Origin of the sequence: Rhodococcus sp. WS3, assembly GCF_003797085.1 — a bacterium.
GTDB lineage: Bacteria > Actinomycetota > Actinomycetes > Mycobacteriales > Mycobacteriaceae > Rhodococcus_F > Rhodococcus_F globerula.
Genome location: NZ_RKMA01000002.1, coordinates 1,393,137 through 1,414,210 on the forward strand (window position 1 = coordinate 1,393,137; position 21,074 = coordinate 1,414,210).

Genomic DNA, 21,074 nt, shown 5'->3' on the forward strand with positions numbered 1-21,074 from the left:
GCCGTCCTGCACCATGGAAGCCATGACCGCCACCACTGCACCCGTACTGCGCGATGAAGCCGAGCGTCTGCTCCGTGAACTCGCCGGGCCAGACGCCCGCCTGCGCGAGGACCAGTGGACGGCTATCGAGGCTCTGGTGGTGCAGCGCAAGCGCGCGCTGGTGGTGCAGCGCACGGGCTGGGGTAAGTCCGCGGTCTACTTCATCTCCGCGAAGTTGCTACGTGCGTCCGGTCACGGCCCGACTGTCATCGTCTCGCCACTGTTGGCCCTGATGCGCAACCAGGTTGCCTCGGCCGAGCGAGCGGGTGTTCGAGCCGCCACCATCAACTCCGGCAACGTCACCGAGTGGGACGACATCCACGCGCGGGTAGCTGCCAACGATCTCGACGTTCTCCTGGTCAGCCCCGAGCGTCTCAACAACCCCGACTTCCGCGATCAGGTGCTGCCGTCATTGGCAGCTGATGCGGGCCTCGTTGTGGTGGACGAGGCGCACTGTGTGTCCGACTGGGGTCACGACTTCCGTCCGGACTACCGGCGCATCCGCACCTTGATCGCCGAACTCGGCGACGGCATTCCCGTCCTCGCGACAACGGCTACGGCCAATGACCGGGTAGTGGCCGACGTCTCGGCACAACTGGGTGTGGGCGGCGAGGAAACACTGATCCTGCGCGGCGGACTCGAGCGAGAATCGCTGCACCTGTCCGTCGTGCACATTCCCGAGGCAACAGCGCGCGCAGCCTGGCTTGCGCAGATGCTCGACACCTTGCCGGGTTCCGGCATCATCTACACCCTCACCGTCTCAGCTGCCCGAGATCTGGCAAGTCTGCTGTCCGAGCGTGGGCATACCGTCGCCGCCTACACCGGACAGACCGACCCCACCGAGCGCGAATCCCTGGAACAGGACTTGCTGGGCAACCGCGTCAAAGCTCTGGTTGCAACGTCTGCACTCGGAATGGGTTTCGACAAGCCGGATCTCGGTTTCGTGATCCATCTCGGCGCTCCGTCGTCGCCGATCTCGTACTACCAGCAGGTCGGCCGCGCCGGTCGTTCGACCGATCGCGCCGACGTCATCCTGCTTCCCGGCGCCGAAGACAAGCAGATCTGGAGCTACTTCGCGTCGGTTGCCTTCCCTCGCGAACACCTGGTACGCAGTGTGATCGAGCACCTGGACACCGAAAAGGCAACATCGACACCGGCATTGGAACCCCTTGTCGAACTGAATCGCACGCGCCTGGAGATGGTGCTCAAAGTGCTCGACGTCGACGGAGCCGTCAAACGTGTCAAGGGCGGCTGGATCAGCACCGGCGAACCGTGGGTCTACGACGCCGAACGCTACGGCCGTCTCGACGAAGCTCGCCTGAGCGAGCAGGCCGCCATGGTCGAGTACCAGAGCATCACCACCTGTCGAATGACTTTTCTCCGTGAACAACTCGACGATCCCGGACTCACGCCGGACAACTCGCAGTGTGGACGCTGCGACAACTGCACCGGTCAGCGGTACGACACTTCCGTCGACAGCGCAGCGCTCGACGAGACTCGGGCGCGCCTGCAGCGGCCCGGTTTCGACCTCGAACCTCGCAAGATGTGGCCGACCGGGCTGAGCAAGCTGGGCGTCAACTTGTCGGGAAAGATCAAGGACGGGCCCGAATCCGGACGCATCCTCGGTCGCCTGTCGGATCTGGGCTGGGGCCAGCGTCTGCGCGCGTTGCTCGACGGCCCCGATGCCGAGGCGCCGGACGCAGTGGTCAGCGCCTGCATCAGCGTGCTGGCGGCCTGGGATTGGGCCGAGCGACCCACCGGTGTGATGGCGCTCGAATCCCACACTCACCCACTGCTTGTCAGCAGCCTCGCAGCAAAGTTGGCTCAGGTGGGTCGACTCACAGATCTGGGTGTGCTGTCGCTACGCCCAGAACACCCGCCCGTCTCAGCGGCAAACTCCGCCTATCGCGTAGCCGGATTGGTTGACGCCTGGGATGTCCCGGATATGAGTGCCCACAGCGGGCCAGTGCTCCTGGTCGACGCCACGGCCGACACCGGTTGGACTTTCACGATGGCAGCCCGCGCATTGCGTCAAGCGGGCGCACATTCGGTACTCCCACTGGCGCTCGCGAGCCCCAAATAGTCGCTCGGACAACACCAAAAGTTACACAATGTGAGGACCGTCACATACATGGCCTCACCTGGGCCGTACCCGCTTCCACACGGCCCTAAACGGACATCTGCATGACTTCTGTGTCGATGCTTGTTACGTTCAGATGACCGATGAAGCCAGTTGATACGAGAGCTATCCCGACCACCGCGCCGGACGCGGTGTTGTTACGAAGCCCACAGATCGATGACGGAGTCCGGCTCTGGCAGATCGCACGTGATTCACGAGTGCTCGACCTCAATTCGAGTTATGCATACCTGTTGTGGTGCAGGGATTTCAGTGCAACGTCCATCGTTGCGGAAGTAGACGGACGTGTGGTCGGATTTGTTTCCGGCTACACCCGCCCCAGCGAGCAGGAAACCCTGTTCGTGTGGCAGGTGGCTGTCGACGAAGACCAGCGCGGCAAGGCGATTGCCGGCCGCATGCTCGGCGCATTGATGGATCGCACTGCACCACTCGGCGTTACAACTATGGAGACGACGATCAGCCCCGACAACGAGGCTTCGATCGCACTCTTCACTGCGCTTGCCCGACGGCGCGATGTGCCGATCAGTAGGCAGAGCCTGTTCTCGCCCAACAACTTTCCCGATGGACACGAAGCCGAAGATCTGTACCGAATCGGCAACTAGCGCGTTTCCGCGTTGGTAAACAACCTGCCCCGGAGGAACAAAGAAGATATGAATACCGTCGAAGCAAGCATTTTCGAAACCCTCGAATCCGAGGTTCGCAGCTATTGCCGTGATTGGCCCGCAGTATTTACCAGCGCATCCGGATCCTGGATTCGTGACGAGAACGGCCGCGACTACCTGGATTTCTTCGCCGGGGCCGGCGCACTCAACTACGGGCACAACAACCCGGTCATGAAATCCGCACTCGTGGACTACATTCTCAGCGACGGAATTACCCACGGACTTGATATGTCCACCGTTGCCAAACGCGACTTCCTCGAGACTTTCCAGCGCAACATCTTGGAACCCCGCGGCCTGGACTACAAAGTCCAGTTCCCCGGCCCGACCGGCACCAATGCCGTCGAATCCGCGCTGAAACTGGCTCGTAAGGTGACCGGCCGCGAAGCAATCATCAACTTCACCAACGCTTTCCACGGCATGACTCTTGGTGCGTTGTCCGTCACCGGCAACTCGATGAAGCGCGCCGGCGCGGGCATACCACTCGTGCACTCGACACCGATGCCGTTCGACAACTACTTCGACGGCGTCACCGAGGACTTCCAGTGGTTCTCCCGCGTCCTCGACGATTCGGGTAGCGGAATCAACCGTCCCGCCGCAGTCATCGTCGAGACGGTCCAGGGCGAGGGTGGCGTGAATGTCGCTCGCCCCGAGTGGCTTCGGGCACTCGCAACACTGTGCTCCGATCGCGAAATCCTCCTGATCGTCGACGATGTCCAAATGGGTTGTGGCCGTACAGGTCCGTTCTTCTCCTTCGAAGAGGCCGGCATCGTTCCGGATATCGTCACACTCTCGAAGTCGATCGGCGGCTACGGCATGCCGATGGCACTCACCCTGTTCAAACGCGAACTCGACGTGTGGGGCCCGGGCGAGCACAACGGAACGTTCCGCGGCAACAACCCGGCATTCGTGACGTCGAAGGTTGCACTCGATCACTACTGGTCGGACGACGCACTCACCAAGAGCACCCTGAAGAAGGGCGCGCGTATCAGCGAGTGCTTCGCCAATCTCGCCGATCAGTTCCCCGGTGAGGTCTCGACCCGCGGCCGGGGCCTGGTTCAGGGCCTCGTCTTCGAGCAGCCCGAGCGGGCCGGCAAGGTCTGCCAACTGGCATTCGACGAGGGATTGCTGGCGGAAACCTCCGGCCCGTCCGACCAGGTAGTGAAATTGCTTCCCGCGCTGACGATTACCGACGACGAGATCGAACACGGCCTGTCCATTCTGGCCGAAGCGACCGTCAAGGTATGCAGCTAGAGAAAGGAACTCCCCCATGATCGTGCGCACCACCACCGAGATCACCGACACCGATCGCGACATCACCAGCGAGGACGGCAACTGGCGCAGCAAGCGCATCGTCCTGGGTGGCGACCGCGTCGGATTCTCGTTCCACGAGACCACCATCAAGGCAGGATCGGTCAACACCTTCCACTACGCCAACCACGTCGAGGCCGTCTGGCTCGTCGAAGGCACCGGAAAGCTGATCGACCTCGACAACAACACCGAGTACGACCTCGCTCCCGGATCGATGTACCTGCTCAACGGGCACGAGCGTCACCGCGTCGAACCTGACACGGAAATGCGGATGCTGTGTGTGTTCAATCCGCCGGTCACCGGGCGTGAGGTACATGACGAGAACGGAATCTACCCACTCGTCGAGGTGCCCGCGTAGCGTCAAACCATGACGACTGACACCTCACCACGTGTAGCGATCGGCCCGTCCCCCGATGCACTGCTCGACAGTGCTGTGCTTCGGGGTGGCGGTTTGATCAGTCCGCTCGAGTCGGCCGACGCCCTGATCTGGGCCGGATCACCGGATTCGTTTCCGAGGGATTTGCCGCCGTCGATCCGGTGGGTGCAGCTCCCCTCGGCCGGGATCGAGGACTGGTTCGAGGCCGGGGTGATTCCGAAGGACACCTACATCACGTGGACGTCTGCTGCGGGCGCGTTCTCGTCGTCGGTGGCAGAGCACGCCCTGATGTTGCTGCTGGCCGGAGTCAAACATCTGCCGGCCCACATCGAGGCAAAGACGTGGCGTCAGTTCGAGTTCTTCCCGAAGGTCGGCACACTGCGGGGTTCCACCGTGGCCATTATCGGCGCCGGTGGGATCGGCCGTGCGTTGATCCCGATGCTGGCCGCACAGGGGGCGGACAGCATCGCAGTCAATCGCAGCGGCAGCCCCGTGCCCGGCGCCGTGTCGACCTACCCGGCAATGCGTATGAACGAAATCTTTTCTCGCGCAGATCACTTCGTCATCGCGGCCCCGGCAACGCCCGAAACCCGCCATCTCATCGGAGCGACGCAACTCGCCGCGATGAAGCCACACTCCTGGGTGATCAACGTCGCCCGCGGTTCCCTCGTGGACACCGATGCGCTGGTGGACGCGATCGCGACGGAACGGATCGGCGGCGCCGGACTCGACGTCACCGATCCCGAACCGCTACCCGACGGCCACCCGCTGTGGGATCTGACCAACGCCATCATCACTCCCCACGATTCCAATCCCCCCGGAGTGCGGCCGGCCGCGTTCGCCGATCACGTGTCCAAGAACGTGACGCGGTTTGCGAACGGAGAGACCCTCGCAGCACTGGTCGATCCAATCGCGGGCTACTGATCCTCAGGCTTCGTCAAGTCCGGCCAGGGCTACCGGCAACGGGCCATGATGCAGGACGCCGAGGCGTTGGGTGGCACGGGTGAGGGCTACATACAGTTCGGCTGCACCTCGGGAACCCTCGGCCAGGATCCGTTCCGGTTCCACCACCAGAACGGCGTCGAACTCCAAGCCCTTCGTCTCCGACGCCGGCACCGTGCCCGGCACACCGTGTGGACCGATGACAACGCTGGTGCCCTCGCGACCGGCTTCATCGCGTACGAATTCCGCTATGGCGGAGTCGAGTTCACCGTGGTCGACTCGCTTCGACCACGGGGCGACGCCACACGCCCTGACCGACTCCGGCGGCAAGACCGACGGCGCAAACTCCGCGAGCAGGGCCGCAGCGACGCTCATGATCTCGGCGGGAGTGCGGTAGTTCACCGACAGTGATCGGTAGACCCAACGGCCAGGCACGTACGGTTCCATCATCGCGCTCCACGTGATCGCGCCGGCTGCCGACCGTCGTTGAGCAAGATCGCCCACCACGGTGAAGGATCGGTCGGGGCAGCGACGCATCAACACCCGCCAGTCCATTTCGGATAGTTCCTGGGCCTCGTCCACCACGACGTGCCGGTACGTCCAATCCCGGTCAGCGGCAGCACGTTCGGCGAGGTCGCGGGTATCGAGCTCAACAAAGCGATCGGCCAGATCCTCGGCGTACAGCATGTCCTGAGCCAGCAGATGGTCCTCGTCGTCCATGAGGTCCTCGCGGCTGATCATCATGTCCAGCACGCCGGCGGCATAGGCGGCTTCCTCCTTGCGTTCGTGTTCGGCGGCCTGATCGACGGGTTTGTCCCGGCCCAACAGGTCGACCAATTCGTCGAGCAACGGCACATCCGAAACCGTCCACGCGTCACCCTGCGCGCGCAGCAGCACGTCGTCACCGCCCGCCGCCTGCAGTCGCGCGGTAGACGTATACAGCTCTGCAAGAAGCGTTTCCGGCGTCAGGATCGGCCACAGATCGTCAAGCGCGGCGATGAACCCGGCATGTTCCGTGAGCTCCTCGATCAGGTCCTCCCGCAATTGTTCCCACGCGTCGCGATCCGACCGGCTCAGCCAGCCCCGGCCGATCCGGGATATCGCGCGCTCGGTGAGCGCCCACGTGAGTACCTCGGTGAACACCGCCCGGGCGTCGTTGTGCGCGTGACCACTGGCGCGTGCCTCTTCTCTGGCCCACTGCGCAGTCTCGGCGTCGATCCGCACCGTAGCGTCCGCGAGTTCGATCACCACCGGTTCCGTGGGCAGTTGTTGCCGGTCGGCAACAGCAGCCGCGAGCACGTCCAGGAACTTCAGGGAACCCTTGATTCGGGCAGCCTCCGGAAGGTCCTCAGCCGTGACACTGCGACCGGGCACCAGATCACCCGTCGTCATGAACACCACGTCGGATTCGCCCAGCGACGGTAGTACCCGGCCGATGTGGGTGAGGAATGCCGGGTTGGGCCCGACCACCAGTACGCCGTGGCGTTCCATCCGCGCCCGCTGGGTGTACAGGAGATACGCGACGCGGTGCAGCGCCACCACAGTCTTCCCGGTTCCTGGTCCACCCTCGATCACCAGTACCCCGGGGTGATCGAGTCGGACGATGTCGTCCTGCTCCGCCTGGATCGTTGCCACGATGTCGCGCATTCCGTCGCCACGCGGTGCATTGACCGCCGCGAGCAACGCCGCGTCGCCCCGCTCGGTACCACCCGGCCGGCCGAGCACCTCGTCGGTGAAATCGACCACACGACGCCCGCGCGTGTGGAACTGGCGGCGTCGACGCATGTTTTCCGGGTGAGCAGCGGTGGCGACGTAGAACGGCCGTGACGCCGGCGCCCGCCAATCGAGCAGCACCGGTTCGTACTCGTTGTCCGCGTCCAGAAGGCCGATGCGACCGATGTAACTGTGCTCACCATCGAGACTGTCCAGCCGTCCGAAACACAGCCCGTTGTCTGCCACATCGAGCCGCTTTGCCTCGGTGGCAAGGGCGCGCACCTCGTCGTCGCGTTGCAAGAGGTTTCCGCCGTCTCCCCGCAATGCTGTGGTGTACCTCCCCTTCACTCGCGCACGCTCGGCATCGAGCCGCGCGTAAAGCCCCTCCACGTAAGCCTGCTCGGCGCTCAATTCGTCTTCGTACCCCTGGGTTGGCACGTGCCCCTCCACTTCCATGGCTCTTCCGATCCCTCAGTCACCTGGGATCGGAAGAGCCATTCTGCGGCACTGCCCCGGCCTTGCCGCAAGCCCCCCAGTCGGCTATATATTGAAAGTGGAAGCGCGCGCCTACTGACGCCGACGGCCTATCCTGGAATGGTGCCAACCAGTGACAGTCGCCTCGACGCCCTTACCGAGCTCCTGTCCGGGCGCCGACTCGCAATTTTGACCGGCGCGGGCATCTCCACCGACTCCGGAATCCCTGACTACCGCGGGCCCGATTCCCCGCCGCGCAATCCGATGACTTTCCAGCAGTTCATCGGCGATTCCGCGTTCCGGCGCCACTACTGGGCGCGCAACCACATCGGCTGGCGGTACATGGACAGCTCCCGGCCAAACCAGGGCCACCGGGCGGTGGCGACGCTGGAGCGCAGTGGCCGAGCCGTCGGAGTCATCACCCAGAACGTCGACCTCCTGCACACCAAGGCCGGAGCCCGCAATGTCATCGACCTACACGGCACGTACGCACAGGTTCGCTGCCTGAACTGTCAGCGTTTGATCTCGCGGACAACACTGGCCGAACAACTCGAGGAAGCCAACCCAGGATTCGCCGAAACTGTTGCTGCGGCAAAGGGAGTCGAGATAGCACCGGACGCAGATGCGGTCATCGAGTCGACCGCGCATTTCCGCGTTGTCGACTGCGGCGCGTGCGGCGGAATTCTCAAGCCCGACATCGTGTACTTCGGTGAGTCCGTCCCCAAGGAACGAGTTGCCCGCGCGTACAACCTGGTCGACGAAGCCGACGCCGTACTCGTTGCCGGTTCGTCATTGACAGTCATGTCGGGACTACGGTTCGTCCGCTACGCCGCGAAAGCGGGAAAGCCCGTTGCGATAGTCAATCGAGGACTCACCCGCGGTGACGAATTAGCCGCCCTCAAACTCGACATCGGTTGCACCGAAGCACTTTCCGCTCTCGCGGCGAGCGAAAGCTACAGCGCTACCAAGTCATCGGCGTGAACAACCGGACGCTGCATATCCGCCGGCAGATCCGCGGTGGAGCGTCCGAGGATTTCCTCGATCTCCGAGGCATCGAACGCGACAACACCACGGGCAACGGGCTTCTCCCCCGGCCCCATCAACGACACCACGTCGCCGGCATGGAAATCGCCTGAGACACCGACGATTCCGGCAGACAGCAAGCTACGGCGCTTTGTGACGACCGCCCGAACTGCGCCTTCATCGAGATGCACGTCGCCCTGTGTATCTGCGGCATGACGCACCCAGAACCTGCGGGCCGAGAGCCTGGTGGGCCGCGCGGCAAACGCGGTTCCCACATCGGCGCCGCTCAAGGCTGCAGCCGCGTCGGACGCAGCCGCAAGCAGAACGGGCACACCGGAATCGGCGGCCAAACGGGCAGCTGAGAGCTTGGACGCCATGCCGCCCGTACCCAGCGCGCCACCCGAACCGGCCACGACGCCGTCAAGATCCTCGGGGCTGTTGACCTCGGGAATCAGTGTGGCACTACCCTTCCGGGGATCACCGTCGTACAGACCGTCGACATCCGACAGGAGAATCAACGCGTCTGCTCCGACGAGGTGAGCCACCAATGCGGCCAGTCGATCGTTGTCACCGAAACGGAGTTCTGTTGTTGCGACAGTGTCGTTTTCGTTGACGATCGCCACCGCGTGCAATGCCCGAAGTCGATCGAGGGTGCGCTGAGCGTTGCGGTGTTGTGTCCGCCGAGCGATGTCGTCAGCGGTGAGCAGAACCTGCCCCACGGTTCGCCCGTAGCGCGCAAAGGACGTACCCCAGGCATGAGCCAGCGCCAACTGCCCGACGCTGGCTGCCGCCTGCTTTGTTGCGAGGTCGCGAGGTCGTTTGGTGAGCCCCAGTGGAGCCAATCCGGCACCCACGGCACCGGAGGACACCACAACGACGTCCGAACCCGCACGCATGCGAGCTTCGATGGCGTCGGCCAGCAGATCCAGCCGATGGGTATCGAGGCCCGCAACCAAACTGGTCAGTGCGGACGACCCGATCTTCACGACAATACTGTGAGCCGACGCAATCGACTCCCTGGTGGAACCGAGCACAGTCCCGTTCCCTCGCTTCTGGTTTCGCGTGTGTTAGCTGTCTTCGTCGAGCAAACCGCGGCGAACGCGTCGAGCGTGCTTACGCTCGTCGGCGCCGATGCGCTCGACCTGATCGAGTCGCGGATCGGTACCGCGGCCCGTACGGGTCAAGTCGATGCCGGCCGGAGTCATCGGCTCCCACTCGAAGCTGACGTCACCGATCGTGACCGATGCCCCGGGCTGTGCGCCCTTCTTGACCAGTGCATCTTCGACGCCCAACCGTGCGAGACGGTCGGCAAGGTAGCCAACGGCTTCGTCGTTGTCGAAGGCCGTCTGACGGATCCACCGCTCCGGACGCGTACCGCGGACGACAAATCCACCGGGAATATCGGGGTCCTTCTCGATGGTGAAGCTGGAATCCTTGACCTTGATCGGCCTGATGACCTGACGCTTCGGCTCCGGCTTGGGGTTAGCCTCCTGGTAGTCGCGCACCATCTTCGCCAACGCGAATGTCAACGGGCGCAAACCTTCACGGCTCACGGCCGAAATCGTGAATACCGGCCATCCGCGGGCTTCGATCTCCGGTGTGACCATCTCGGCCAACTCCGCAGCCTCAGGCACGTCCGCCTTGTTGAGGATGACAACGCGCGGGCGCTTGTCGAGGTCACCGAGTCCCGAGTCGCCGGACAGCGCGGGCGTGTATGCAGCCAGTTCCGCTTCGAGGGCGTCGATGTCGGACATCGGATCGCGTCCCGGATCCAGAGTTGCGCAGTCGATCACGTGCGCGAGTACGGCGCAGCGCTCGATGTGGCGCAGGAAGTCCAGACCCAGACCGCGGCCTTCGCTGGCACCGGGGATCAGTCCGGGAACGTCTGCGACGGTGAACGTGGTCTCACCACTGGAGACGACACCGAGATTGGGAACCAGCGTCGTGAACGGGTAGTCCGCGATCTTCGGCTTGGCTGCCGAGAGGACGGAAACCAGTGAAGACTTACCGGCGGAGGGGAATCCGAGCAGACCCACGTCGGCAACCGACTTGAGCTCGAGAACCAGATCACGCTCGACGCCGTCTTCACCGAGCAACGCGAAGCCGGGGGCCTTGCGGGCCTTCGAGGCCAATGCCGCGTTGCCGAGTCCACCACGTCCGCCTTGAGCGGCGTCGTAGCGGCTACCAACGCCGACGAGGTCAGCCAGGACATTGCCGTCTGTGTCGAGCACGACGGTGCCGTCCGGAACCTTCAGGATGAGATCTTCGCCGTTGGCACCTTCACGGTTGCTGCCGGCACCCTGCTTGCCGTTGGTGGCCTTCGCATTGGGATGGAAGTGGAAGTCGAGGAGAGTGTGGATGTTCTCGTCGACGACGAGAACGACGTCGCCGCCGCGTCCGCCGTTCGCGCCGTCCGGGCCGCCGAGCGGTTTGAACTTCTCGCGGTGTACGGAGGCGCAACCATTGCCGCCTTTTCCAGCGCTGACGTGCAGCACAACACGGTCAATGAATCGGGACATGACTGCCGGATCCTTCCTCAGTCAATTGCGGGTCTCACGCGATGAGCTGAACTTCTGGTGAGCAGGGTTGCTCGGGGGGGTAATAGGTACTGCTTAAACAAACAATAGGGGCGGACCGGGTTATTTCAACCCTGGTCCGCCCCTATTGGGAGCTTGGAACGCGTCACGGCCTCACTGAAAACAGCAGCACCTGTGACACACAACTAGCGAGAGAGACTAGACCTCAGCCGCAACGACGGCCGGAACGATGTTCACGGTCTTGCGTCCACGCTTCTGGCCGAACTCGACTGCACCGGCAGCGAGAGCGAACAGGGTGTCGTCGCCGCCACGGCCGACGTTGACGCCGGGGTGGAAGTGCGTGCCGCGCTGGCGAACCAGGATTTCGCCTGCGCTGACGGACTGGCCGCCGAAGCGCTTCACGCCGAGGCGCTGGGCGTTTGAATCGCGACCGTTACGGGAGCTGGATGCACCCTTCTTATGTGCCATGCTATTGACCCTCCTCGGGTGAAATTAGCTAGAAAGAACTGGTTACTTGATGCCCGTGACCTTGAGCACCGTAAGCGGCTGCCTGTGGCCCTGACGCTTGTGGTAACCGGTCTTGTTCTTGAACTTGTGGATGCGGATCTTCGGGCCCTTGGTGTGCTCGACGATCTCACTGGTGACTGCGACCTTGGCCAGCTTGGCCGTGTCGGTGGTCAGGTCAGATCCGTCAACCACGAGAACGGGAGCAAGCGAGACAGCAGTGCCGGGCTCACCCTCGATCTTCTCGACCTTGACGAGGTCACCAACAGCGACCTTGTACTGCTTTCCGCCGGTCTTGACGATCGCGTACGTTGCCATCGGAGGGCTACCCCTTGCTTCTTCGAACTTGCTCGCGCTGCTGCCTGAGGCGTCAAATGCATCGCGACTGGTCTGGTTTATGTCACCTCGGCTCGATGCTGATGCATCGGGACATTCCCGCACTCTAGGCACACGGAATCTCTACCGCCGGGTGGCGACTATGCAAGGTTACGGGAAAGCAACCGTCATGGTCAAACCGCCCCGCCGAGGGGTGAAACGATCCTGCATTTACTGCGTCTACCAGCAGAAACTTCGGGTCATGGCTTCGGCGCCCGCCACAGCGGGTCGGGCACCGAAGCCAATTTCCGAAAGGAGGTAGTTCTTACTCGCCGTCAACCGGCGGACCGGCCGGACGTGCTGCTGCTCGGCGTCGACGCGGCCTCTTGACCACAACGACGTCGTCTTCGACCGGCGCCGCTGCGCCGGCAGCAACAGGCTCCGCTACGGCTTCCGCCACAGGTTCGGGCGTCGGCAGGACAAAGACCGTGCCGACCTCCGGTGCCTCGACACTGGGCGCTGCCGCAGCCCGAGACGCCCTGCGACTGCGACGACGACTCCGCGGAGCGGTCTCAACTGCTGCGGCATCACCAGCGCTATCTGCCTGCGCCGCAACACCATCCACAGCAACATCAGTAGCCCGGCCAGAATCGGCAGCGGACGAATCCGCGGCCACCGGCGTCGGCTCGGCACTTTTGGATGCATCTACCTCCGCCGGCACAGCGCTCTGCTCGTCGTGACTGTGCTCGTCGTGATGTGCAGCCATCGCCAACGCCACGGGATGTGCCCGCTTGACTGTCGCGTCGACGGCCGGAACCTCCGGCGTCGGCGCTTCGTGTCCGTTGGACTCTGCGGCGGCCGGCTTGTCCGAGCGGCCACGCTTGTTCTTGCGTGAGCTTCCGGATTCGCTGCGCTGCTGCGATGACCGTGCACCGCCGTCGTCAGCGGTCTTCATCTCGACCGGTTCGGAATGGACGATGATGCCGCGACCGTGGCAGTGCTCACAGGTTGTCGAGAAGGCCTCGACCAGCCCGGTGCCCAGCTTCTTACGGGTCATCTGGACCAAACCGAGCGACGTGACCTCGGATACCTGGTGACGCGTGCGATCACGGCCCAGGCATTCGGTCAGTCGACGCAGGACAAGATCGCGATTCGATTCGAGCACCATGTCGATGAAGTCGACGACGATCATTCCGCCGATGTCGCGCAAGCGCATCTGACGAACGATCTCCTCGGCAGCTTCGAGGTTGTTGCGCGTCACGGTCTCTTCGAGGTTGCCGCCGGCGCCGGTGAACTTGCCGGTATTGACGTCGACGACAGTCATGGCCTCGGTGCGGTCGATCACCAGCGTGCCGCCGGACGGCAACCACACCTTACGATCGAGAGCCTTGGCCAACTGCTCGTCGATGCGACGGGCCTGGAAAATGTCGATGCCGTTGTTCGGCGTGTACTTCTCGAGGCGCGGCAGGAGATCCGGAGCGACGGAGTTGATGTAGTTCTCCACCGTGCCGTGAGCCTTGTCGCCCTCGATGACCAGCTTGGAGAAATCCTCGTTGAACAGGTCACGAATAACCTTGACCAGCATGTCCGGCTCTTCGTACAGCGCCTGCGGGCTGCCCGACTTTCCGGAGTCCGCCGCGGCGGCCTGCTCTTCGATTCCCGCCCACTGAGCCTGCAGACGAGTGACGTCGCGCGCCAACTCCTCTTCGCTGACACCTTCGGACGCCGTGCGGATGATCACGCCGGCGTCGGCCGGAACGATGTCGCGCAGAATTTCCTTGAGACGCTTGCGCTCGGTGTCTGGCAGCTTGCGGCTGATACCGGTGGACGAACCACCGGGCACGTAGACGAGGAAACGTCCGGCCAGAGAGATCTGCGTGGTCAGACGGGCACCCTTGTGTCCGACCGGATCCTTGCTGACCTGCACCAGAACCTGATCGCCCGGCTTGAGAGCCTGCTCGATCTTGCGGGAATTGCCGCCGAGACCGGCAGCTTCCCAGTTGACCTCACCGGCGTACAGCACACCGTTGCGTCCACGTCCGATGTCGATGAACGCAGCTTCCATGCTGGGCAGCACGTTCTGGACGCGGCCCAGGTACACGTTGCCCACCATCGACGCGGCGGCCGAGTTGGTGACGAAGTGCTCGACGAGGACGCCGTCTTCGAGGACTGCTACCTGCGTCGTTGCGTGCGGCTGACCGCTGTCGGCGCGATCGCGTACAACCATCACGCGATCAACGGCCTCGCGGCGGGCCAGGAACTCGGACTCGGTCAGGATCGGCGGACGACGACGCCCCGCATCACGCCCGTCGCGGCGACGCTGACGCTTGGCTTCGAGTCGCGTGGAGCCACTGATTCCCTGAACCTCGTCGCGCACGACACGCGTCTTGCTGCGCGGCTCGCGCTCGTGAACGACCGTGTTGGGCGGGTCGTCCTCGGACGTCGTTGTGGCATCGGCTCCGCTGTCGGAGCCGGTCTTACGACGACGGCGACGACGGCGACGACGGTTGTTGCCATCCGCGTCGAGGTCGGAATCTTCGCTGCTCTCGGACTCTGCGTCGCTCTCGGCTTCTTCGGACTTGACCGCGACGTCCGTCGACGTGCTCTTGGCGGTATCAGGAGCCGACTCGGAGGTCGATTCGTCCGATTCGGACTCGTCCTCATTCTGTTCGCCTGCCTGCTCACCGCGCCCACGGCCACGGCCACGGCGTCCACGGCGACGACGACGCGGCTGGTCGTCGTCTTCCTCGTCGGATTCAGCCTCGGCGTTCTCGCCCTCAGCCTGCGGTGCGGTGACGGTCTCCGGGGTCTGCCTGGTTTCGACTCCAGCTGCTTCGACTGCCGCTTCGACTGCCGGCGCCTCGACGACAGCTGTTTCGGCCGGTGCGCTCTCGGTCTCGACCGGTGCGCTCGACTTCTCCTCGACCACCGGTGCTGCCGGTTCACGACGAGCCCGGCGACGACGCGGCGCAACCTCGACCGCTTCCATGTCAGGCTGCAGGAAGAGCGGGACCTGAGCCGGTGCCTGCTCCGCTTCGGGTGCGTGAGTCTGCGCTGCTTCGAAGGACGTGAAGAGATCCGACTGCTCGGGCTCGCTAACCTGCAACGCTGCGGCCGCATCAAGATCTGCGGCGATCTCGGCAACCGCGGGGTCAACCACAGCGGGCTCAACCACAGCGGGCTCAACCACTGCCGGCTCTTCTGCGACAACCTTCTTGCGTGAACGACGCGCACGGGCCGGCTTTTCCGCAACGGACGGAGCCTCAGGCGTCTCGACAGGCGTCTCGACAGGCTTCTCGACAACGGGGTCGATCAGAGCGTCGAGTTCTGCAGCTACCGGCTCGATGGCATCGGCAACAGCATGCAGAGACGCATGGATGCGCTCGGCGACATCACGGTGCACGCTCGACTGAGCGCTGCGAATCTCGGTTCCGAGCGCAGCAGCCTCCGCGAGGACCTGCTTGCTGGTGATTCCCAGCAACTTAGCCAGCGCATGTACGCGCATCTTGTCCGGAAAGACCGGAGTTTCGTTCGATTCTGAATCTGTTGGGGCTTGATCGGCCACGTAAGTCTCCTCAGCCCCCGGGCGCGTCCAACTCTGCAATCGAGTTGTCACGCGGCCACGCAGGGGCGCGCTGTGTGTACTCGCACTCAGAAGTGAGTGCGAGATTGTAAGGTCTCGCTCCGCATGGTCCGTAGTGCCCGTTATTCACTGCGTACACATGAAGTGCCTGGCTGGATGGCTGTTGTCCGTGAGGTTCGTGGCCCGAGCGCCTGATCATCCAGCGTGCAAAGGTCCAGGGATTTCCTGTTGACCGATAGCAGCGATGAAAGGGCATCGAGCGCAATGTCACGTCGAACCTGGTGTCACATCGAAACTTGGGTGTCATCCGGTTGAACACACGTAGAACAAAAATTGCGCTTCAACCAATAGCAGTATCCCACACCGATGCGCCCGTTACTTGCAAGGGCGCACCAATGTGGGACAAGTACTGCTCGGGGAAACGCGTCGAAGAGTCAGATGGACGACAGAGCCGGGAACCACAGCGCGATCTCACGCTCGGCAGATTCGACGGAATCGCTTCCGTGCACCAGGTTCTGCTGCGATTCGAGACCGAAGTCGCCACGAATCGTGCCCGGTAGCGCCTTCTCGACGGGGTCGGTACCGCCGGCGAGCTGACGGAATGCGGCGATGGCGCGAGGGCCTTCGAGCACTACGGCAACCAACGGACCGGACGTGATGAACTCCAACAAGCTCGGGTAGAACGGACGCTCGGCGTGCTCCGCATAGTGGCTACCAGCCACGTCTTCGGAAGCGGTGCGAAGGTCGAGTGCTGCGATGGTCAGGCCTTTGCGCTCGATACGACTCAGGATTTCTCCCACGTATCCACGGGCAACGGCGTCGGGCTTGATCAGTACGAGGGTGCGCTCAGTCACGTCGGCCAGCCTAAATGGTCAGTCGCGCTGGCCCGGAAGCAGGCCCTCATCCATCCGTCGCGCGATGTCCTTACGCAGGTAGACCAGGTACGCCCACACCAAGGCAAAGACGATTCCCATGATGCCGATGGAGTAGTGAACGAAGAACCCGAGGATCAGCAGGACCTGCAGAGCAATGTTGTACTTCATCGCCCACGGACGTCCCTGGATACCGCAGCCCAGGATCATCAACACTGCCAAGCCCAGAATGTACGTACCGGAGAACCAGTTCAGTCCGTCGCCGACAACCTGCACGACGGGGATCGTCAGCAGGACAACGATCACCTCGAGAATCAGGGTTCCCGACGCAATTCCGCGGAAACCCTTCCACGGATCCTTGGTCGGCGCGCCGAACTGAGATCGCCCGGACTCCGGGTTCGATTCTGACGGGGTACTCACGCTGGGTCCTTTCCGAACAATGTGCGGGCCGCGCCGGCTGTCACGACGGATCCGGTGACCACAACACCTGCCCCGGATACTGCTTCGCCTGGTTCGGCTACTTGTTCCGCAATTTCGATGGCCGTCTCCAAGGCGTCCACCAACTGCGGAGCGACGACCACCCGCTCGTCGCCGAACTTGGCGACGGCGATGTTCGCGAGTTCCTCGACGTCCATCGCGCGCGGGGAACCGTTATGCGTCACCACGATCTCGTCGAAGACGGACTCGAACGCGGTCATGATCGCGTCGACGTCCTTGTCCTTCATGACGCTGACAACTCCGACGAGCTTGCGGAAGTCGAACTCGGCCGCCAGCGCCGCCGCGAGTGCGCGCGCTCCGTCCGGATTGTGTGCCGCGTCGAGGAAAACCGTCGGCGCACTCCGAACTCGTTCGAGGCGACCAGGATTGACGACGGAGGAAAAACCGGCGCGAATGGCGTCCTGATCGAGTTGCCGATCGGGCCCCGCCCCGAAGAAGGCTTCGACGGCTGCCAGGGCTAGTGCCGCATTTCGCGCTTGGTGCTCACCGTGGAGCGGCAGGAAGATCTCGGTGTAGACGCCGCTGAGTCCTTGAAGTTCGAGCTGTTGTCCGCCGACGGCGATCTGGCGGCCAAGCACCTTGAACTCGGAACCTTCGCGGGCCACCGCAGCGTCGACCTCGACGGCGCGGCGCAGCAGCACCTCCATGACCTCGGGGGTCTGCTCGGCAATGATCGCGACAGTGTCGACCGGCACCAGGCTCTCGCGGCCCTTCTTGATGATCCCGGCCTTTTCCTCCGCGATTCCCGCGAGGTCGTTGCCCAGGTACTCGGCGTGATCGAGGCTGATCGGGGTGATGACCGCAACCTGGCCGTCGATGACGTTGGTGGCATCCCATCGTCCACCCAATCCGACCTCGACAACAGCCACATCGACGGGTGCTTCCGCAAACGCGGCGTACGCCATCGCGGTAAGCACCTCGAACTTGCTCATGGCCGGTCCCCCGGCGGCTTCGGACTGCTGATCGATCATCTGCACGTACGGTTCGATCTCGCGGAACGTGTCCACGTACAGACGCGGCGAGATCGGCGCTCCGTCGATGCTGATCCGCTCGGTCGCGATCTGCAGGTGCGGACTGGTGGTCCGGCCAGTGCGGCGATGCAGAGCGGTCATGAGCGAGTCGATCATCCGGGTCACCGAGGTCTTGCCGTTGGTTCCGGTGACGTGCACGGACGGATAGTTGTGCTGCGGCGAGCCGAGCACATCCATGAGGGCCTCGATGCGCGTGAGTGACGGCTCCATCTTGGTTTCCGGCCACCGCTTGTCGAGTTCTGCCTCGACCAGCGCCAACTCGGCGATGTCGACCGGAGTCGGCACCGAACTGATCGGCGGGAAACCGGACTCCCCGAATTCCGGAGGTTCTACCGAGCTCACTTGTCGCCCAGCTCCTTCAAACGGTTGGTGATGCGCTCGATCTCTTCGACGGCGATCTGACGGCGCGTCTTGATCTTGTCGACGACGGCGTCGGGAGCCTTCGCGAGGAAGGCTTCGTTGGCGAGCTTGTTGTCTGCGGTGACCAGTTCCTTCTGTGCTGCCGTCAGGTCCTTCTCGAGCCGCTTCTTCTCGGCGCCCAGGTCGATGGTGCCTGAGGTGTCGATGTCGACCGTGACTGTGCCCTTGCTCAGGCGCACCTCCACCGAAATGGAGGCGGTGAAGCCTTCTTCGGGTTCGGTGAGCTTGGCGAGAGCCTGCACATACGCAAACTGGCCGTCGAGACCAGCTTCGGAGAGACCGGAGGCGCGCGCCGGAACCTTCTGGGAAGGCTTGAGGCCCTGATCATTTCGGAAGCGGCGAACCTCGGTGATCAAACGCTGGGTGTCCTCGATGCGAGTAGCAGCATCAGCGTCGACAGCATTGCCGGATTGCGTCGGCCACTCGGCAACAACAACGGATTCACCGCCCGTGAGCACCTTCCACAGGGTCTCCGTCACAAACGGGATAACCGGGTGCAGCAGGCGCAGCAATGCGTCGAGCACGTTGCCGAGCACCGCGCGGGTGTTGGCGGCGACGGTTTCGTCGGCGGCAAACTGAACCTTCGCCAATTCGAGGTACCAGTCACAGACCTCGTCCCACGCGAAGTGGAACAGGCCTTCGCAAGCCTTGCTGAACTCGTAGCGATCGAACGCCGAATCGGCCTCGGCTGCAACGGTATCCAGGCGATCGAGAATCCACCGATCGGCGTCGGTGAGCTCACTGCGCGCCGGCAGCGGTGCCGGTGCAGCGCCGTTCATGAGTGCAAACTTGGTGGCGTTGAACAACTTTGTAGCGAAGTTGCGCGAGGACTGTGCGGAATCCTCACCGACGGAGAGGTCACTGCCGGGGTTTGCACCGCGGGCGAGCGTGAACCGCAGGGCGTCGGCACCGAAACGCTCGACCCAATCCAGCGGGTCGATACCGTTGCCACGCGACTTCGACATCTTCTTGCCGAACTGGTCACGGACCAACCCGTGCAGGAACACGTCCTTGAACGGAACTTGCGGACCCGTTTTGCCGGCTCCGGCAGTGATCGACTCGTCTTCGGAGACATACGTGCCGAACATCATCATGCGAGCAACCCAGAAGAACAGGATGTCGTAACCCGTCACCAAAACGCTGGTGGGGTAGAACTTTTCGAGTTCTGCGGTGCTCTCCGGCCATCCCATGGTCGAGAAGGGCCACAGACCGGACGAGAACCACGTGTCGAGAACGTCAGGGTCCTGGACCCAGCCTTCTGGTGCCGTCTCGTCAGGACCGAAGCTGGCAACTTCACCCTCGGGGCCGTACCAGACGGGGATGCGGTGACCCCACCACAGCTGACGCGAGATGCACCAGTCGTGCATGTTGTCGACCCAGTCGAACCAACGTGGCTCCTGGCTGGCCGGATGAATAACGGTGTCGCCGTTACGGACTGCGTCACCGGCAGCCTTGGCCAGGCTTTCGACCTTGACCCACCACTGCAGCGACAGGCGCGGCTCGATGGCTTCACCACTGCGCTCGGAGTGTCCGACGCTGTGCAGGTACGGGCGCTTCTCGGCGACGACGCGACCCTGCTCGGCCAGAGCTTCGCGAACCTTGACGCGCGCTTCGAAGCGGTCCATGCCGTCGAATTGCGTTCCGGTGTCGGCGATCTTGCCGGTCTTGTCCATGATGGTGGGCATGGGCAGGTTGTGCCGGACACCCATCTCGAAGTCGTTGGGGTCGTGAGCCGGCGTGATCTTGACTGCGCCGGTTCCGAACTCGGGGTCGACGTAGTCGTCCGCGATGATCGGGATCTGACGGCCCGTGAACGGGTGCTCGAGCGTGGTTCCGAGCAGGTGCTTGTAGCGCTCGTCGTCGGGATGAACCGCCACCGCGGTATCACCGAGCATCGTCTCCACACGGGTAGTGGCGACGATCACGTGCGGCTCGCTGTCGTCGAGTGAACCGTAGCGAAGGGAAACGAGCTCACCTTCGACATCCTCGAACTTGACCTCGATGTCGGAGATCGCGGTCTGCAGCACGGGCGACCAGTTGACCAGACGCTCGGCGCGGTAGATCAGGCCCTCGTCGAACATGCGCTTGAACACGGTCTGCACCGCACGCGAGAGGTTCTCGTCCATCGTGAAGCGCTCACGGCTCCAGTCGACACCGTCACCGATGCGGCGCATCTGGCCGCCGATGGTGCCACCGGATTCGCGCTTCCACTCCCAGACCTTTTCGATGAAGGCTTCGCGGCCCAGGTCTTCCTTCTTGGTGCCCTCTGCTGCCAGCTGCTTCTCGACGACGGACTGCGTCGCGATACCGGCGTGGTCCATGCCCGGCAGCCACAGAACTTCGAAGCCCTGCATCCGCTTGCGGCGGCTCAGAACATCCATGAGGGTGTGATCGAGCGCATGGCCCATGTGCAGGCTGCCGGTCACGTTCGGCGGCGGAAGCACGATCGAGTATCCGGGCTTGTCGCTGGTGGCGTCGGCGCGGAAGTAACCCGCGTCCACCCAGCCCTGATACAAATCAGCCTCTACAGCACTGGGGTCCCAGCTTTTGGGGAGGGCGTCGGCGGGGGTCTGCGGGTTCTCTGGAGCTGCACTGGTCACGCCTTGATCCTAATGACTCCCCCGTCCAGCGTGAATTTGC

Annotated in this window: 16 protein-coding genes; 6 read left to right on the forward strand and 10 right to left on the reverse strand. The window is 63.4% G+C overall.

Features of this window, described 5'->3' with window-relative positions; translation table 11 throughout:
- The first annotated feature begins 22 nt into the window (after positions 1–22).
- The 5 genes from EEB13_RS20520 to EEB13_RS20540 all read left to right on the forward strand — a co-directional run bounded on the left by EEB13_RS20520 (position 23) and on the right by EEB13_RS20540 (position 5,446).
- Positions 23–2,122, forward strand: coding sequence for a RecQ family ATP-dependent DNA helicase (locus EEB13_RS20520; RefSeq protein ID WP_095887773.1), 2,100 nt, complete (start codon positions 23–25; stop codon positions 2,120–2,122).
- Between the two features lie 140 nt (positions 2,123–2,262).
- Positions 2,263–2,778 (forward strand): diaminobutyrate acetyltransferase, encoded by a 516-nt coding sequence (ectA, locus tag EEB13_RS20525; protein WP_033232901.1) that lies wholly within the window; start codon positions 2,263–2,265, stop codon positions 2,776–2,778.
- Positions 2,779–2,826: 48 nt separating this feature from the next.
- On the forward strand, positions 2,827–4,089 hold the full coding sequence (gene ectB / locus EEB13_RS20530) for a diaminobutyrate--2-oxoglutarate transaminase (protein WP_045066943.1): 1,263 nt from the start codon (positions 2,827–2,829) through the stop codon (positions 4,087–4,089).
- Between the two features lie 16 nt (positions 4,090–4,105).
- Positions 4,106–4,504 carry an ectoine synthase gene (locus EEB13_RS20535; protein WP_033232898.1) on the forward strand — a complete coding sequence of 133 codons (399 nt, stop codon included), beginning with the start codon at positions 4,106–4,108 and terminating at the stop codon, positions 4,502–4,504.
- Positions 4,505–4,513: 9 nt separating this feature from the next.
- Positions 4,514–5,446, forward strand: a complete 933-nt coding sequence (locus EEB13_RS20540; protein ID WP_045066942.1) for a D-isomer specific 2-hydroxyacid dehydrogenase family protein — start codon at positions 4,514–4,516, stop codon at positions 5,444–5,446.
- A gap of 3 nt (positions 5,447–5,449) precedes the next feature.
- Here the strand turns inward: EEB13_RS20540 and helR are convergent, their stop codons facing one another.
- Entirely contained in the window at positions 5,450–7,633 is a 2,184-nt protein-coding gene (gene helR / locus EEB13_RS20545) for an RNA polymerase recycling motor ATPase HelR (RefSeq protein ID WP_222839811.1), read from the reverse strand.
- A 138-nt stretch (positions 7,634–7,771) separates the two neighbouring features.
- Between helR and EEB13_RS20550 the strand changes: the two genes are divergently transcribed.
- Entirely contained in the window at positions 7,772–8,632 is an 861-nt protein-coding gene (locus EEB13_RS20550) for an NAD-dependent protein deacetylase (RefSeq protein ID WP_045066941.1), read from the forward strand.
- On the opposite strand, the gene proB is transcribed toward EEB13_RS20550, so the two are convergent.
- The 9 genes from proB to EEB13_RS20595 all read right to left on the reverse strand — a co-directional run bounded on the left by proB (position 8,605) and on the right by EEB13_RS20595 (position 21,034).
- Positions 8,605–9,708 carry a glutamate 5-kinase gene (gene proB / locus EEB13_RS20555; protein ID WP_033232894.1) on the reverse strand — a complete coding sequence of 368 codons (1,104 nt, stop codon included), beginning with the start codon at positions 9,706–9,708 and terminating at the stop codon, positions 8,605–8,607. The genes EEB13_RS20550 and proB overlap by 28 nt on opposite strands.
- A 33-nt stretch (positions 9,709–9,741) precedes the next feature.
- On the reverse strand, positions 9,742–11,193 hold the full coding sequence (obgE, locus tag EEB13_RS20560; RefSeq protein ID WP_033232892.1) for a GTPase ObgE: 1,452 nt from the start codon (positions 11,191–11,193) through the stop codon (positions 9,742–9,744).
- A 216-nt stretch (positions 11,194–11,409) separates the two neighbouring features.
- Positions 11,410–11,679 carry a 50S ribosomal protein L27 gene (gene rpmA, locus EEB13_RS20565; protein WP_003944532.1) on the reverse strand — a complete coding sequence of 90 codons (270 nt, stop codon included), beginning with the start codon at positions 11,677–11,679 and terminating at the stop codon, positions 11,410–11,412.
- A 42-nt stretch (positions 11,680–11,721) separates the two neighbouring features.
- Positions 11,722–12,033 (reverse strand): 50S ribosomal protein L21, encoded by a 312-nt coding sequence (rplU, locus tag EEB13_RS20570; protein WP_033232889.1) that lies wholly within the window; start codon positions 12,031–12,033, stop codon positions 11,722–11,724.
- A 322-nt stretch (positions 12,034–12,355) separates the two neighbouring features.
- Complete coding sequence (locus EEB13_RS20575) at positions 12,356–15,595, reverse strand: translation initiation factor IF-2 N-terminal domain-containing protein (RefSeq protein ID WP_141486137.1); 3,240 nt, start codon at positions 15,593–15,595, stop codon at positions 12,356–12,358.
- A gap of 452 nt (positions 15,596–16,047) precedes the next feature.
- Complete coding sequence (ndk, locus tag EEB13_RS20580) at positions 16,048–16,467, reverse strand: nucleoside-diphosphate kinase (RefSeq protein WP_045066939.1); 420 nt, start codon at positions 16,465–16,467, stop codon at positions 16,048–16,050.
- A gap of 18 nt (positions 16,468–16,485) precedes the next feature.
- Positions 16,486–16,905 (reverse strand): DUF4233 domain-containing protein, encoded by a 420-nt coding sequence (locus EEB13_RS20585; RefSeq protein ID WP_033232883.1) that lies wholly within the window; start codon positions 16,903–16,905, stop codon positions 16,486–16,488.
- Positions 16,902–18,308 (reverse strand): bifunctional tetrahydrofolate synthase/dihydrofolate synthase, encoded by a 1,407-nt coding sequence (gene folC, locus EEB13_RS20590; protein WP_033233167.1) that lies wholly within the window; start codon positions 18,306–18,308, stop codon positions 16,902–16,904. The genes EEB13_RS20585 and folC overlap by 4 nt, the downstream gene beginning before the upstream one ends.
- 44 nt (positions 18,309–18,352) lie before the next feature.
- Positions 18,353–21,034, reverse strand: coding sequence for a valine--tRNA ligase (locus EEB13_RS20595; RefSeq protein ID WP_116102844.1), 2,682 nt, complete (start codon positions 21,032–21,034; stop codon positions 18,353–18,355).
- Positions 21,035–21,074: the final 40 nt, after the last annotated feature.